Raw genomic sequence first — 14,450 nt, 5'->3', positions numbered from 1 at the left:
CAGACTAGCAGGACGCAGGACGAGACGTCGATGAACAGCATCAGCATTTCCCGCCAAAGCGCGTTGCAGCCGGTCGATCCGATCTGGCGTTCGATCCGCGACGAAGCGATGGAAGCGGTCAACCGCGACCCCTTGCTGGCCGCGTTCCTCTATTCCACGATCCTTAACCAGGAGAGTCTGGAAGAGGCTGTCATCCATAGGATCGCGGAGCGGCTTGCTCATCAGGATATCGGCTCCGATCTCATCCGCCAAACCTTCAAGTCGATGCTCGCCGACGACAAGGACTGGCCGACCACGGTACGCGTCGACATCCAGGCTTATTATGACCGCGACCCGGCTTGCGACCGGTTCATCATGCCAGTGCTCTATTTCAAGGGCTTTCATGCCATCCAGACCCACCGGCTGGCGCACTGGCTGTGGAACCACGGCCGCAAGGATTTCGCGCTCTACCTGCAGAGCCGCTCGTCCGCGGTCTTCCAGACCGACATCAATCCGGCCGCGCGCATCGGCAAGGGCATCTTCATCGATCACGCCACCGGCCTCGTCGTCGGCGAGACCGCGGTTATCGAGGACGACGTGTCGATCCTGCATGGCGTGACGCTGGGCGGCACCGGCAAGGCCGGCGGCGACCGCCATCCCAAGATCCGCCACGGCGTGCTGATTGGCGCCGGCGCCAAGATTCTCGGTAACATCGAGATCGGCCATTGCTCCAAGATTGCCGCCGGATCGGTGGTGCTGTCGCCTGTGCCGCACAACAAGACGGTAGCCGGCGTACCGGCCCGCGTGGTTGGCGAGACCGGCTGCGACCAGCCTTCGCGCCAGATGGACCAGCTTCTGCCGTCGCAGAAGATGGACCATGTCATCAGTTTCGATATCTGATTTGCCGGCAGTTGCCCCGGATGAATGCCCGGCAGCGCTGCCGCTTCCGGTGCAATAAGGCCGGCTTGCCTTTACATCGCCATTGTCGACGTGCCAGAAGCGCCGTTCAAACGAGCAAGCCGATGATCGGAGAAGACTGTTGAAGCCGGACGAAATCAGAAAGCTGGACGCCTATTTCAAGCGCGTCTTCCAGAACCCCAAGCTTGAGGTCAAGGCACGGCCGCGCAAGGAAGATTCGGCCGAGGTCTATGTCGGTGACGAATTCCTCGGCATCGTCTTCAAGGACGAGGACGACGGCGACTACAATTTCTCGATGGCGATCCTGGACATCGACCTGGCCTGAGCCCGCAATGCCACGGCAGGCCGCATCGAGCGCGGCCGGCCTCTTCTGCCTGTCAATGTCCGGTCTTTAGGATTCGCCCCGCCTTGGCCGTGATTGCCGCGTCTAGCGTCTGCCAGTCGTCAAGGAATTCCCTTGGGAAGCGATAGGTAAGGCTGAGATCGTCCCCGACATGGATATCCCGCTCGCAGGGCGCCAGCGATTCGCCGGCGCTCGGCCCGCTGAGGCAGCGGGCCACGAAAGGGTCGGTGCCCGCGCGCTTGCCGACGACCAGCACCTCGTTCAGGTAGCCTGATTTCTCATTGAACCCGTAGACCGTCGTGCCGCCGGGGCCTGGTATGCCGGGCTGGATGATGAGCGCGCTGTAGATCGGCCCGAACCGGCCGCTCATGTCGCGCGACATCATCTGCTGCTCGAAGGACAGGAAAATGATGTTCCTGTTGGCTCCGGCGTGATTGAAATCATCGCGCGACGCCTCGCTGTAGCCGTCCATCTGGGGATAGCGCATATAAAGGTCGAGGCGCGTGGCGACGCCGTCGCGCCGGGCCTGCTCGAACCGGATGAAATTGGCCGGCACGGTGATGACGTTCTTGCCGATCACCACTTCGCGCACGGTCGCGTCGTCGGTGTAGCCGGCCATGGCAATGGAACGGCCGAACCATTTGCCGCCGAGGCTGATGGCTATCGACAGCAAGGCCAGAGCCGCGAACGCGTAGAACACCCGCTTCATCAGCATGGAATCGACCACGGTCAGTTTCGGGCCGTCGGCGATCGCTGCCTGCTTCATCTCGGTCCTCGTTCCACCGCCAAACGGCCATCCGTGTGCCCGCGGTCCAATTGTCCCTTGACGGCACACTTCGCACGGCACGGCCCTTGCAGACTTCCTGAAACGACTGTGCGATTGCATGGTAAATGGAGGGTTAATGTGGCCCAGATGGAACTCTTGCTGTTCGCTTTTGTCGTCGGCTTGACGGTTTGCGGTCTGGCGGGCTCGACAATGGAGCTGGTATCGGGTCGCAAGGTCGCCTTCACCGAACCCTATGTGTCGCCCGCCCATGTGCTGCGCTCGCTGGCTGTGACCGCGGGCGCCGGGCCGTTCATGCTGGTCAACGATGCGCTTGACGCCAGGCGCGCGAACCGCATCTCGACAGTGGCGCTCCTGTCATGCGGCTGCACCGCTATTGCCTGGTCGTTGGCGCTGGGCATCGTCGTGCTTGCCATTGCTTCCTGGGCCGTCGGTCTCCTAGGGTTTCCAGCCTGAGGCGAATCGGAGACCGACAATGCCGCTTTATGCGATCGATGGAACGGAGCCGAGCTTCGCCGACGCGGACTCGAACTGGATCGCGCCCGATGCGACGCTGATCGGCGACATCAGGATCGGCCGCAATGCCGGCTTCTGGTTCGGCGCCGTCATCAGGGGTGACAACGAGCCCATCGTCATCGGCGCCGATACCAATGTGCAGGAACATACCGTCATGCACACCGATCCCGGCTTTCCGCTGACCGTCGGAGAGGGTTGTACGATCGGCCATCGCGCCATGCTGCATGGCTGCACGATTGGTGACAACAGCCTGATCGGCATGGGCGCCATCGTGCTCAACGGCGCCAGGATCGGCAAGAATTCACTCGTCGGCGCCGGTGCTCTGGTCACCGAAGGCAAGGAATTTCCGGACAATTCGCTGATCGTCGGATCGCCAGCCAAGGCGATCCGGGTGCTGGACGACGCGGCGGTCGAGCGGCTGCGGGCCTCGGCCGCGCACTATGTCGCCAACGCCAGGCGCTTCAAGGCGGGGCTGAAGAAGGTCTGAGGTCTCGGCAGGGCATGCCGTCGGCCATCGGCGCCTATCAATCCCGGTTGCCGGTTGCGCGCTCCGCAAGGGTTGTCCGCAGCAGCGACGCGCCCACCTCGAACCCTGCAATGTCTGCTTCTTCCAGCGCTGTCGTGTAGTCGTCGATGCGAGTCCTCAAAGAGGGATCCGCGCCGGCGGCAAGAAGCAGGCGGATCGCCTCGGCGTCTCGCATGGCCACGGCGTAATGGAGCGGCGTCCAGTCGTTGACACCTCGCATGTCCGCACTGGCGCCGTGATCGATGAGGATGCGGATGATGTCGAGCTTGTCCGCGCGTTCGGTGGACAGCGCCGCGATAATCGATGGAAATCCGGCATGATCGTCGTAGTTCGGGCTCGACCCGGCGTCTAGCAGCGCCGCGACGAAGGCAAGCGGGCTCCAGTAGATCGCGTATTCGAGCGGATGGCCAAGGCCGAGCTCAAACGGCATGCGCTCGTCAAACCAGCGGGGCGAACGGCCCAGGGCGGTGCCGAGGGCCTCGAAGTCGCCAGCCTTGAAGGCATCGTCGATCGCCTTGAACAGACGATCGCGTTCGCATCGATCTTCCGGAATTTCCTGCATGGCTGCGGTCCAGAAGGCGGAGTTGCCGACTGATAATATCTCGATCTTCCGCCTGTGGAAATTTATATCACAATGTACTGATGTCTTCCCTGAAATGGCGGAGCCGGCCCGGGGACGGGGCCGGCTCCTTTGACCCGGTCGTTGGGGACGGGGAGGGTGGGGACTCGACCGGGTTTCCCGTTAAGCGCGTCATGCAACGCGCCTGATCTCATTGGCGTCCTCAGCGGACGCTGGCGACCGCATCGGAACGGCCGTCGTTGATCGTCACCCAAACGCCGGAATTCTCCGTCGATTGACGCTTGAGATAGGTGTAGTCGGTATCCGTCCAGGACAGCACCTTGGTCTCAAGATTGTCGAGGATGAACTCGCCGAGGCTGGTGCGCACGGTCAGCACCGCGTGGCCGTCGCCATTCGGCTGGCGCGCAACCGTCATCAAGAGGTCACCGGCCGGCACGCCCGCATCCATCAACTCGCGGCGCTTTTCCAGCGCGTAGTCCTCGCAATCGCCATAGCCATTGTCCGGGTAGGCCCAGTATTCCTCGGCACCGTAGTTTTCCATGTCGGTGCGCGGCTTGATGCGGGTGTTGACCGAATTGTTGATGCTGACGATCGTCGCCCAGAGCTTGCGGCTCAGGTCGACAGGCGCCCCCTTGGCGGTCTTCTCGTTGCATTCGCTGGGGATGCGTTGGCAGAATTCATAGTGGCCAACAGGCTGCGTCGTGCGTCCGCCGGTATGCATATAGGCCGGTCCCGCGGCATATGCTGATCCCCAGGCGGAAAGCTGCATCGCCATTGCCATCAGCAACAGCTTGCCCCTCGTTTTTTTCATTGTTCAGTCTCCCCGTTCGAAGGAGACAGTGCCACATCTGGATTTATTCGACGCAAAGGCTCGGAGTAGATTTTAAGTAAAACGCCTATAGAATAAACATAAAATTTGAATCATTTTAGTATTGAATTGGTCGGATTGCTGCGCTGGTTTTTCGGCAAATTCGGCCTCGCGCGGACCATTTCCGACTATGGCGATCTGCCATCCAGGACCTATCGATCGCCGCACCCGAAATCGAAAAAGCCGGCCGCGAGGCCGGCTTGACGGGCATGCTTTGCGACCCGATTAGGCGCGCGGCGTGTTGAATTCGGAATCGAGCGTTTCGGGGCGCTGGATGACGGCAAATTCGATGGCGACGCCATCTTCGAAATGCCGGACGATCTGACCCCGCATCGTGCCGAGCATGACCTGGACGCCGATCGCCGGTTTCACGTCGATCTCGATCGCGGCGCCCGACAGCGACAGATCGATGATCCGGCATTGATACTGACGGCCGTCGGTGAGCTGCAGCACGCTCGTCGGGTTGCGGGGCGAGACGCGCTCGTGGCGGCGGTCTTCCGGCAGGTCGAGTTCGTGCTTGTTGGCAAGCCATGTCAACTGCGCGGCGAGTTTGTCCTTCTTGCGGTCGGACGCGATCACCGTCATTGCGAAGCCATCCGGCAGCGTGCGTGTCAGCACACCCTCGATGCGGCCGATATGGTCGATATAGGCGATGACTTTCTCGCCGGGCATGCCGATGCGGTCGGTGCGAAGCGCCACGTTGCCGGGCGACATGTCCACCACCTGGCATGGGTGCTCGGTGCGGTCCTCCAGCATGAAACGTCCGTAGATTTTGACCCGGACGCGCTGAAAGTTACGCCTTTCAGCTTGGGACGGCGCGTAGTCGACCGCCGCTGACCTCATGACTGCCTACACCCCGTTTGGCATTCCCGCGCGTGGATGCGAGGAACTTCAGCAGAGAACTACAACAAATCGGGTTAACAAAGGGGAAAAACGAGCCTGCAAGACCATGCGATCGTCAACTATTCGTCCCGCCCGCCATCGAAAACGACGAGATGGCGGATGCGGCGGGCACGGCCGAGCGCGGAGATCGTTTCGGGCGCCTCGATCTCGTCGGGAACGAGCGAGGGAACGTTGATCGCCGGACGGCTGTTCAGCAGTTCCTTCTCCGGGTCAATGACGCGGATGGAATCGATCAAGGCGTCGGTGATCGGATCCGCGCCCAGCCAGAACGGCTTCTCCACGGCGCTGATCACGCCGAGGCAGCGTGGATTTTCGATGCCGCCGTCGAGCGGCAAGGCGAGCAATTCGAACTTGTTGGAGCGGCCGTTGCGGCTGAAGCCCTCGAAAATGATCAGCACGACCGATTTCTGCTCGAAAACCCCGTGAATGAGCCGCGAAACCAGCCTCTGATCCTTCTCCCGCCACAGCGACGGGAAGGAGAATCCCTTGAGTTCGCGGCCGTAGGAGGCGCAGAGCCTGGTGCCGGCCAGGCGAAATACAGGCTGCCCACGCGTGTCCTTTTCGAGGATGAACGTATCGGCCAGCAGCGACTTGATATCGGCCGGCTCGACTTCCGATCGCTTCGGAGCGGGGCGTCCGTCACGCAGGCGGTTCCAATAGTGGAACAGCGTGATCGATCCGTTTTGGTTCATACTACAAAGCTCCGCGCATTCTGTCGTCTGATGTCCCATCGGTGAACAGAAGGGCGCCCTCCCATGACCTACATGCGTTGGGGAGCAGGAAGCGTGCCAGCGTCGTTAACACTTGTTCACGGGTCGGGGCCGTTAAGGTTAACAACTGGTTTACGTTGCGCCCTGGGCCGCCGCGTGGCACACCAAAACCACTCCAGAAGCGGTCGTTTCGCGACGATCGGCAGCACTTCAGTCAAGAGTTTTAGGGGAGCAGGGGCTCGACCGGCCGTTCAGGGGAAACCTTGGACGGCTTCTTTTTTGATTCGCCCCTTTGATTCGGAGCGGGACGATTCGCCGTTTGCGGTTCCATCGGCGGTGATCTAGATGCTCGCCAGACCGAACCAGCCCAGTCGAACCAGCCCAGTCGAACCAGCCCAGTCGAACCAGCCCAGTCGAACCAGCATCGAGTGCGATTGCAGATGAGCGAACAGCAAAATCCGTCCGAGCCCGAACCGGCCGAGACCATGCCGCCACCGGTGCGTGAGCCGGTGTTCAATCTGCCGCCGATCGTGCTGGCGGTGATCGGCATCTGCGCGGTCGTCTACCTGCTGCAGCAATATGTGCTGAACGACGCCCAGCAGATGACGCTGCTCTATGACGGAGCTTTCATTCCGGTCCTCTATACCGGCCGGTACGGGTTCGACTGGTTTCTCTTCACGCGGCCTTTCACCTATGCCTTCATGCATGGCGGCTTTGCCCATATCGCCATCAACATGGTCTGGCTTGCCGCCTTCGGCTCGCCGCTGGCCAATCGGCTCGGCGCGCTTCGGTTCGCGTTGTTCTTTGCCGCCACCGGGTTGGCTTCGGTGGCGCTCTTCTGGGCGATGCATCCGTACGGAGAAGCGCCGCTGGTCGGCGCATCGGGCGCCATATCGGGCATGATGGGGGCTGCGGCGCGCTTTGGCTTCCGCACCGACCGCTCGGCCGGCAAGGCTGCTTTCGCCGGCCCGGTGCTGCCGGTCGGGGTCGTGCTGCGCTCGCGCGGCGTCGTCATCTTCCTGGCCATGTGGATGATCATCAATCTGGCCACCGGCCTTCTGGGCTTCGCGCCCGGCGTGGATGGCCAGGTCGCCTGGGAGGCCCATATCGGCGGCTTTGTCGCGGGCTTCTTCGGCCTGCGCTGGTTCGACGGGATATGGCAAGCGCCCGAATGGGAGACCTCCGACCGGGCTTGAAATGCAACCGATCACGGCGCACGATGTTCACTCTTATGTGAAAGCCGGTCAGGGCAGGAACCGGTTGGCAAAGTAGAGGAGGACGCCATGACGGTTAAGGCCATTCTCGAGCAAAAAGGCCATGACGTGTTGACGCTCGGGCCGAACGAAAAACTGAGCGAAGCCATCCGCATCCTTGCCGAGCACAGGATCGGCGCGCTGGTCATCACCAATGGCGATCGCAAGATCGTCGGCATCCTTTCGGAGCGCGACATCGTGCGCGTGGTAGCCAGGGAAGGCGGTGCCGCGCTCGATATAGCTGTGCGCTCGGCGATGACGCCGAAGGTGAAGATCTGCAACGAAAACCACACCGTCAACGAGGTGATGGAGATCATGACCAGGGGCCGCTTCCGCCATCTCCCGGTGGAAAAGGACGGCCTGCTCGATGGCATCGTATCCATCGGCGACGTGGTCAAGCGCCGCATCGAGGACGTCGAGCGCGAGGCCGAGGAAATCCGGGCCTACATCGCCACCGCCTAAGCGGTCGGCAACCGCCGGCCGGGTGCCGGCCGGCGGCACCAAGGCTACCTGTTGTCGAGTTCGGAGCGAACGAGTTCGAGCCCGCGCCTCGTGATGCGGTAGGGCCCGCCGCCGGACGACGAAACCGCCTTCTTGCGTTTCAATTTTCGAAACAGGTCGGGATCGACGCCGGGGTAATGCCAGCCGTCGCGGGTCAGGCATTTGACCTAGGCGATCCGTTTCTTGTCGTTCCTTTCGATTTCAATGCGTCCGCCCTGCGCGAGCAGGTGCAGGATGCGCTGTTCAATGCGCGAAATATCCATGTGAAGAGTTCCCGGAAAACGAAAAATACCGCCGCCGCGAAGCTTCGCGGCACGGGGTTTCAGGTTTTCTGCCCTGCCTCGCTACGAGGTCAGGGCCTCACCGGGACTGCGCGTAAGTGGACATCCACTCTCCATTGAGACGAACGGCATATAGGCGAAAGCGGTCGAAGAGGCCAGCCCACGGCTTTGCGCTTGTCTCTTTTGGCGGTTTGCACTAGCGAAGTTGCATTAATGCACTTCAGTCCGTAGGCCACAATGAGCATCATCGACACTCGCACCCCCGACGCAAAACGCCTGATATCCGGCGCCACCGGCGACTGGGAGATCATCATCGGCCTCGAGGTGCACGCACAGGTCATCTCGGAAGCAAAGCTGTTCTCCGGCGCTTCGACCGCTTTCGGTGCCGCGCCCAATGCCAATGTCAGCCTTGTCGATGCGGCGATGCCAGGCATGCTGCCCGTCATCAACGAGGAATGCGTCAAGCAGGCGATCCGCACCGGCCTGGGGTTGAAGGCGCAGATCAACCACAAGTCGGTCTTCGACCGGAAGAATTATTTCTATCCGGACCTGCCGCAGGGCTACCAGATCTCGCAGTTCAAGCAGCCGATCGTCGGCGAGGGCACGGTCATCGTCTCGGTCGGCCCCGACCGCCAGGGCGAGTTCGAGGACATCGAGGTTGGCATCGAGCGCCTGCACCTGGAGCAGGATGCCGGCAAGTCGATCCACGACCAGCACCCGACCATGTCTTATGTCGACCTCAACCGCTCCGGCGTGGCGCTGATGGAGATCGTGTCGAAACCCGACATGCGCTCCGGCGATGAGGCCAAGGCCTATGTGACCAAGCTGCGGACCATCATGCGCTATCTCGGCACCTGCGACGGCAACATGGACGAAGGCTCGTTGCGCGCCGACGTCAATGTCTCGGTACGCCGGCCAGGTGGCGAATTCGGCACGCGCTGCGAAATCAAGAACATGAACTCGATCCGCTTCATCGGCCAGGCCATCGACTACGAGGCGCGCCGGCAGATCGCCATCATCGAGGACGGCGGCAGGATCGACCAGGAAACGCGGCTGTTCGACGCCGTCAAGGGCGAGACGCGCTCGATGCGCTCCAAGGAAGAGGCGCACGACTATCGCTACTTCCCCGATCCCGACCTTCTGCCGCTGGAATTCGACCAGGCCTATGTCGATAGGCTGGCCAAGGAATTGCCGGAACTGCCCGATGACAAGAAGCTGCGGCTGATCTCTTCGCTCGGCCTCTCGACCTACGACGCCGCGATCCTGGTGTCGGAAAAGCCGATCGCCGATTATTTCGAGAAGGTGGCGGCCGGTCGCGACGGCAAGCTCGCCGCCAACTGGGTCATCAACGATCTGCTGGGTGCTCTCAACAAGGCCGGCAAGGACATTGAATCCGCTCCGGTCTCGCCCGACCAGCTCGGCGCCGTCATCGATCTGATCAAGGAAGGCACCATCTCCGGCAAGATCGCCAAGGACCTGTTCGAGATCGTCTGGAACGGGGGCGGCGATCCGCGCCAGTTGGTCGAAAGCCGTGGCATGAAGCAGGTCACCGACACCGGGGCCATCGAGAAGGCGGTCGACGAGGTGATCGCGGCCAATCCCGACAAGGTCGAGCAGGCCCGCGCCAAGCCCAGCATGGCCGGCTGGTTCGTCGGCCAGGTGATGAAGGCGACTGGCGGCAAGGCCAATCCGCAGGCCGTCAACGACCTCGTCAGGGCCAAGCTGGGCATCGAGTAAAAGCATGTTCGTTCGCACCGCCGGGGATCGCGACCTCGCAGCCGTCCGGGCGTTGCTGGTCGAGACCTGGCATGCGACGTATGACGCCATCTATGGCGCGGAACGGGTCACCGAAATCACCAATGAATGGCACTCCATCGCCTCGTTGAAAGCCAGGCTGGTAAAGCCGAGCAGCGAGTTCCTCGTTGCCGATGACGGCAAGCGCATTGGCGGCATGGCGTTTGCCGAAGCCGTCGATGGCGGCGGCGTGGTCATGCTCAGGCAGCTCTATGTGCTTCCCTCGCTGCAGGGCCGCGGTATCGGCGGCATGCTCCTCGACGAGATCATCGAGAGTTTTCCGGAAGCTCACCGCATTCGGCTCGAAGTGGAAGAGAAGAACACCCGCGCCGTTGCCTTTTATCAGGCCAACGGCTTCGTCCAGATCGGCCGCACCGAGAATTGCGGCTCCGCCAGCTCTGCCATCCCGGCGCTGATCTATGAACGGGTACTTGCCGCCTGAGCACCGTGGCGGCGTGATCACCTTCGCGCGAGCGCGCGTCGCGGGATCTGTTTTCGTTTGACGGCCCTGGTGTCCGGCACCAAAGCTGCCTAGGCCGACCCGTGTGAAGCCGGAATAAACCGACACACGCGGGATGGCTTTGGGGGGAACCATGCCAAGTCTGCCGGAACTGATGCCGACCGAGGTGTCGGACGGAACCTTTGGTGGCGTCACCTATCACATAGGGGGTGAACTGGTGCCCGTGCTTTCCGTCGACGTGACGCGGATGCCTGTCTATTTCGAGCACCACATCCTGCTGTGGAAGAATTCCACAATCACCATCGGCCTGAAATCGCTGAAGGGCGCGCTGAAGCGCATGATGGCCGGCATGCAAATCTTCGTCACCGAGGCGTCGGGGGCGGGCATCATCGCCTTCAGCCGTGATGGGCCGGGTCACATCGTACCGATTCACCTGCGGCGAGGCGAGGAGATACAGGTCCGCGAGCACCAGTTTCTGGCCGCCACCGGCAATGTCGACTACACATTCGAGCGTGTACGCGGCCTGGCGACGATGCTGTTCGGCCAGAGCGGCTTCTTCATCGACCGGTTTCGCGGCGATACCGGTGACGGCATCGTCTGGCTGCACGGCTATGGCAACGTTTTTGAAAAGACGCTCGCTCCGGGCGAGATCATAGACATCGAGCCCGGCGGCTGGCTGTTCAAGGATGCCTCTGTCAGGATGGAGACCAAGATCGACCGGCTGTCGAGCGGCTTCTTCGGTGCCAACTTGAATTTCATCGTCAATCGGTTCACCGGGCCGGGCAGGGTCGGCATACAGTCGATGTACCTGCATATGCCGACCGAGGAGTAGGCTGGGAGCCAGAAGCCAGACGGATGAAAGCCTGGCCAGCGCGAACGCGGCGGTGACTTGTCAGCGGATCGCCTCCCCGTGCCCTGGCATCGGCAGCGGCGGGCCTTCGACCTTGATTGAGAATGCTAACGCCGATCAGGCGGCGGGAACTTCCACATTGTCGATCAGCCTGGTTTTTCCCAGCCAGCCGGCGGCGAGAACGCGGCCCGCGCGGTCGCGCCGCCATGGCGTGAGTGTCAGGCTTTCGCGGGCTTCGACATAATCCACCTTCTGGAAGCCGGTCGCGACCAAGACGCGGCCTGCTTCGGCGATCGTTTCCTCCTGTCCTGCGCCCGCCGCCAGCGCAGCAGCTGCCTTGCGCAGAATGACGTTGAATTGACGAGCGATCTGGAGTTCGGCTTCATCGAGATAGGCGTTGCGTGACGACATGGCGAGGCCATGCGCGTCGCGTATGGTCGGCGCGCCGATGATCTCGACGGGCAGGTCGAGGTCGCGGCAAAGCTGCCTGACGACGCAAAGCTGCTGGTAATCCTTTTCGCCAAAGATGGCGAAGTCGGGTGCGGCCTGCAGGAGAAGCTTGGCCACCACCGTGGCGACGCCGTCGAAAAAGGTAGGGCGAAAGTCCGTTTCGAGCCCGGCTGACGGGCCGCCTACCGAGATCTTCGTGGCAAAGCCTGCGCGATACATCTCGCTGATACCGGGCGTGAAGGCAAGGTCGGCTTTGACTGCGGCCAGCATGTCGAGGTCGCGGACCAACTGGCGCGGGTACTTGTCGAGATCCTCGGTCGGTGCGAACTGCGTCGGGTTGACGAAGATCGACACCACGCAACGATCAGCCCTTTCGAGGGCGATCTTGACCAGCGAAAGATGCCCGTCATGCAAGGCGCCCATGGTCGGCACCATGGCGATGCGTTGTCCGTCGCGCCGCCAGTCGCGGATTCGCGCGCGAAGCGCGGCAACGCTGTCGACGACGTGGGGCCGGCTCACGCGTCATCCCCGCCGTTGGTTTTTGAAAAGACGTGGGCGGGTCCGGGGAAAACGCGATCCCGCACCTCCGATGCGTAGCGCTCCGCGGCATGCGTGATCACGCTGCGCAGGTCGGCGTATTGCTTGACGAATTTCGGCACGCGGTCGACCGTCAGCCCGACCATGTCGTCGACGACCAGGATCTGGCCGTCGCAATAGTCGCTGGCGCCGATGCCGATGGTTGGAATGGCTATGCGGCGGGTGATGTCGGCGGCGACCGTCTCGATCGTGCCTTCGATGACCACCGAGAACGCGCCGGCCTTCTCGACCGCCAGCGCGTCGGCGATCAGGGCGGCTACAGTCTCGTCCGTGCGGCCCTTGATCTTGTAGCCGCCATCCTTTTTCACCGATTGAGGCTGCAGGCCGATATGGCCCATGACCGGGATATCGGCGGCCACGATCGCGGCAATCTGACGAGCCATGTCGACGCCGCCTTCGAGCTTCACCGCCTGGCAGCCGGTCTCGCCGACGATGCGCCGTGCCGAGGCCAGGGCTTGCACGGCGGACCCCTCATAGCTGCGGGCCGGCATGTCGACGACCACGCAGGCCCGGGCCGAGCCCCTCATCACGGCTTGGCCGTGCGCGATCATCATCTCAAGCGAGGCGCCCAGCGTCGTCTCGTGGCCATGCACGACCATGGCGACGCTGTCGCCGACCAGGAGCAGGTCGACATGGGGATCGAGCAGGCGAGCGATCGGATAGGTGTAGGCGGTGAGGCAGACGATCGGCGTGCCGCCCTTGCGGCGGCGAATCAGGTCGGCGCCGACGCGAATATCGGTGGTCGGCAATTGCGTGGCCAATCGTCGCCTCCTTCAGCCCCAGCGGGACAGGATTTTCGCATGGGCGCGCAGAGCTTTAGAAAGAGCGGCAAGGCTTGGCAAGCGCGCATCCGGTCACCTCCCGGGGATCACAGGCTGTTGTCGGGTCCCTGGCGCGCCATTTGCGCGCTCCCCGTGGCAAAACCCTTGCCTTCCCGAAGGCCTGCCGCCATAAGCAGGAAACAGGCGCCGCCAGCGCGAGGGTTCTGAGATGAAGACTTTCCTGACGCAGTTTTTCACCTGGTGGAACAGCCAGACGCTGGGAACGCGCCTGCACACATGGCGCTACGGCAAGAGGGTCGGCCAGGACGAGGCCGGCAATGTCTATTACGAAGGCGGTATCGATTCGGAAGGCCGCACGCGTCGCTGGGTCATCTACCGCAACTATTCGGAAGCTTCGGCCATTCCGCCGGGCTGGCACGGCTGGATTCACCATCGTGTCGATATCGCTCCCCCCAGCGATGACTACCGGCCGCGCGACTGGCAAAAGCCGCATTTACCCAATCTGACCGGCACCCCATCGGCCTATCGTCCGAAGGGCTCGGTGCTGACCAATCAACACCGCCCGCAGGTCACCGGCGACTACGACGCCTGGACGCCGGGCTCGTAACGGCGCGAGTTGCAAAGGTAAGGTGCAGGCCGGTCCTTTATCGCCACAATTGGTGTTTAGCTGCTTGCTGATCAGAAAACGGCGACTAGCCTTGGCGATCGACGGAATCACCTGGGCGCGAACCACCGGTACCCCTGCATGAGCTTTTTCAACCCGATATTGACGGGCGGCCTGACGTTAGCAGCCAGCCTCGCCGTCAGCACCATCGCCTTTGCGGCTTCACCCGCACCCGCTCCCGCCGCCCCGGCGCCGGCGGCGCCCGCGGGATCGGATCGCATCACCAACCCGGTCGCCGAGTTCGCCGGCATCGACAAGATCACCGGCCGCATCATCACCTTCGATGTTTATATCGACGAGACGGTGCAGTTCGGCGCCCTGCAGGTCACGCCGCGCGTCTGCTATTCCCGGCCGCAGAACGAACAGCCGAAAACAGATTCTTTCGTCGAGGTCGACGAGATCACGCTCGACCGCAAGATCCGCCGTATCTTTACCGGTTGGATGTTTGCGGAAAGTCCGGGGCTCAACGCCGTCGAACATGCCGTCTATGACGTCTGGCTGAAGGAATGCAAGCAGAAGTCGGATGTGCCGGCGCCCGATGCTGGCAAGAGTGGCGCGACCAAGGCCGATGGGGCGAAAGCCGACGCGTCGAAGCCAGCCGCGACCAAGCCAACGCCCTCGGTCGCTCCGGACGCGGCACAGCCCGACGACGCCGTGGAACCGGATACGACGGACACCAACTGATCTCTTG

The 14,450-nt window shown here is 62.4% G+C and carries 18 protein-coding genes and 1 pseudogene; 11 read left to right on the top strand and 8 right to left on the bottom strand.

What is annotated here, in order from left to right; all coding sequences use genetic code 11:
- Positions 1-30: 30 nt before the first annotated feature.
- Together cysE and FJ527_RS16330 are read left to right on the top strand one after the other, a co-directional pair.
- Positions 31-879 carry a serine O-acetyltransferase gene (gene cysE / locus FJ527_RS16335; protein ID WP_015318060.1) on the top strand — a complete coding sequence of 283 codons (849 nt, stop codon included), beginning with the start codon at positions 31-33 and terminating at the stop codon, positions 877-879.
- A 139-nt stretch (positions 880-1,018) separates the two neighbouring features.
- Entirely contained in the window at positions 1,019-1,222 is a 204-nt protein-coding gene (locus FJ527_RS16330) for a DUF3126 family protein (protein WP_006200852.1), read from the top strand.
- 52 nt (positions 1,223-1,274) lie between these two features.
- On the opposite strand, the gene FJ527_RS16325 is transcribed toward FJ527_RS16330, so the two are convergent.
- Entirely contained in the window at positions 1,275-2,006 is a 732-nt protein-coding gene (locus tag FJ527_RS16325) for a hypothetical protein (RefSeq protein ID WP_140823585.1), read from the bottom strand.
- Positions 2,007-2,144: 138 nt separating this feature from the next.
- Here FJ527_RS16325 and FJ527_RS16320 point away from each other — a divergent pair, with 138 nt between their 5' ends.
- Positions 2,145-2,480 (top strand): hypothetical protein, encoded by a 336-nt coding sequence (locus FJ527_RS16320; RefSeq protein ID WP_140616938.1) that lies wholly within the window; start codon positions 2,145-2,147, stop codon positions 2,478-2,480.
- Between the two features lie 19 nt (positions 2,481-2,499).
- Positions 2,500-3,027: a gamma carbonic anhydrase family protein gene (locus FJ527_RS16315; protein WP_140616937.1), complete on the top strand. Its 528-nt coding sequence runs from the start codon at positions 2,500-2,502 to the stop codon at positions 3,025-3,027.
- Between the two features lie 37 nt (positions 3,028-3,064).
- Here FJ527_RS16315 and FJ527_RS16310 read toward each other — a convergent pair whose 3' ends face one another.
- The 4 genes from FJ527_RS16310 to FJ527_RS16295 form a co-directional block, all read right to left on the bottom strand.
- Positions 3,065-3,628 carry an ankyrin repeat domain-containing protein gene (locus FJ527_RS16310; RefSeq protein WP_140823584.1) on the bottom strand — a complete coding sequence of 188 codons (564 nt, stop codon included), beginning with the start codon at positions 3,626-3,628 and terminating at the stop codon, positions 3,065-3,067.
- Between the two features lie 220 nt (positions 3,629-3,848).
- On the bottom strand, positions 3,849-4,457 hold the full coding sequence (locus FJ527_RS16305; RefSeq protein WP_140717347.1) for a transglutaminase-like cysteine peptidase: 609 nt from the start codon (positions 4,455-4,457) through the stop codon (positions 3,849-3,851).
- Between the two features lie 282 nt (positions 4,458-4,739).
- Positions 4,740-5,357 (bottom strand): PilZ domain-containing protein, encoded by a 618-nt coding sequence (locus tag FJ527_RS16300; protein WP_015318053.1) that lies wholly within the window; start codon positions 5,355-5,357, stop codon positions 4,740-4,742.
- A gap of 119 nt (positions 5,358-5,476) precedes the next feature.
- Positions 5,477-6,109, bottom strand: a complete 633-nt coding sequence (locus FJ527_RS16295) for a PAS domain-containing protein (RefSeq protein ID WP_015318052.1) — start codon at positions 6,107-6,109, stop codon at positions 5,477-5,479.
- Between the two features lie 458 nt (positions 6,110-6,567).
- On the opposite strand from FJ527_RS16295, the gene FJ527_RS16290 reads away from it, so the two are divergent.
- The gene (locus tag FJ527_RS16290) at positions 6,568-7,323 is read left to right on the top strand and encodes a rhomboid family intramembrane serine protease (protein WP_140823583.1); all 756 of its coding nucleotides are present in this window, start codon (positions 6,568-6,570) and stop codon (positions 7,321-7,323) included.
- An 87-nt stretch (positions 7,324-7,410) separates the two neighbouring features.
- Positions 7,411-7,842 carry a CBS domain-containing protein gene (locus FJ527_RS16285; RefSeq protein WP_015318050.1) on the top strand — a complete coding sequence of 144 codons (432 nt, stop codon included), beginning with the start codon at positions 7,411-7,413 and terminating at the stop codon, positions 7,840-7,842.
- Between the two features lie 44 nt (positions 7,843-7,886).
- On the opposite strand, the pseudogene FJ527_RS16280 reads toward FJ527_RS16285, so the two are convergent.
- A pseudogene (locus tag FJ527_RS16280) lies at positions 7,887-8,144 on the bottom strand (YjhX family toxin).
- Positions 8,145-8,399: 255 nt separating this feature from the next.
- Between FJ527_RS16280 and gatB the strand changes: the two are divergent.
- From gatB to FJ527_RS16265, 3 genes are all read left to right on the top strand, one after another.
- Positions 8,400-9,899: an Asp-tRNA(Asn)/Glu-tRNA(Gln) amidotransferase subunit GatB gene (gene gatB / locus FJ527_RS16275; RefSeq protein ID WP_140823582.1), complete on the top strand. Its 1,500-nt coding sequence runs from the start codon at positions 8,400-8,402 to the stop codon at positions 9,897-9,899.
- A gap of 4 nt (positions 9,900-9,903) precedes the next feature.
- On the top strand, positions 9,904-10,398 hold the full coding sequence (locus tag FJ527_RS16270; RefSeq protein ID WP_140720574.1) for a GNAT family N-acetyltransferase: 495 nt from the start codon (positions 9,904-9,906) through the stop codon (positions 10,396-10,398).
- A gap of 151 nt (positions 10,399-10,549) precedes the next feature.
- Positions 10,550-11,248, top strand: a complete 699-nt coding sequence (locus FJ527_RS16265) for an AIM24 family protein (protein WP_140823581.1) — start codon at positions 10,550-10,552, stop codon at positions 11,246-11,248.
- A 135-nt stretch (positions 11,249-11,383) separates the two neighbouring features.
- On the opposite strand, the gene panC is transcribed toward FJ527_RS16265, so the two are convergent.
- On the bottom strand, positions 11,384-12,235 hold the full coding sequence (gene panC / locus FJ527_RS16260; protein ID WP_140823580.1) for a pantoate--beta-alanine ligase: 852 nt from the start codon (positions 12,233-12,235) through the stop codon (positions 11,384-11,386).
- Positions 12,232-13,074 carry a 3-methyl-2-oxobutanoate hydroxymethyltransferase gene (gene panB / locus FJ527_RS16255; RefSeq protein WP_140823579.1) on the bottom strand — a complete coding sequence of 281 codons (843 nt, stop codon included), beginning with the start codon at positions 13,072-13,074 and terminating at the stop codon, positions 12,232-12,234. Before panB ends, panC begins: the two co-directional genes overlap by 4 nt.
- A 229-nt stretch (positions 13,075-13,303) precedes the next feature.
- Here panB and FJ527_RS16250 point away from each other — a divergent pair, with 229 nt between their 5' ends.
- Positions 13,304-13,702, top strand: coding sequence for an NADH:ubiquinone oxidoreductase subunit NDUFA12 (locus FJ527_RS16250; protein WP_015318043.1), 399 nt, complete (start codon positions 13,304-13,306; stop codon positions 13,700-13,702).
- Between the two features lie 138 nt (positions 13,703-13,840).
- Positions 13,841-14,443, top strand: a complete 603-nt coding sequence (locus FJ527_RS16245; protein WP_140823578.1) for a DUF2155 domain-containing protein — start codon at positions 13,841-13,843, stop codon at positions 14,441-14,443.
- The last annotated feature ends 7 nt before the right edge of the window (positions 14,444-14,450 follow it).

The organism is Mesorhizobium sp. B2-4-18, assembly GCF_006441385.1.
GTDB classification, from domain to species: domain Bacteria; phylum Pseudomonadota; class Alphaproteobacteria; order Rhizobiales; family Rhizobiaceae; genus Mesorhizobium; species Mesorhizobium australicum.
Note: the sequence above shows the minus strand (reverse complement) of the source record. Positions and strands in the feature narration are given on the sequence as shown.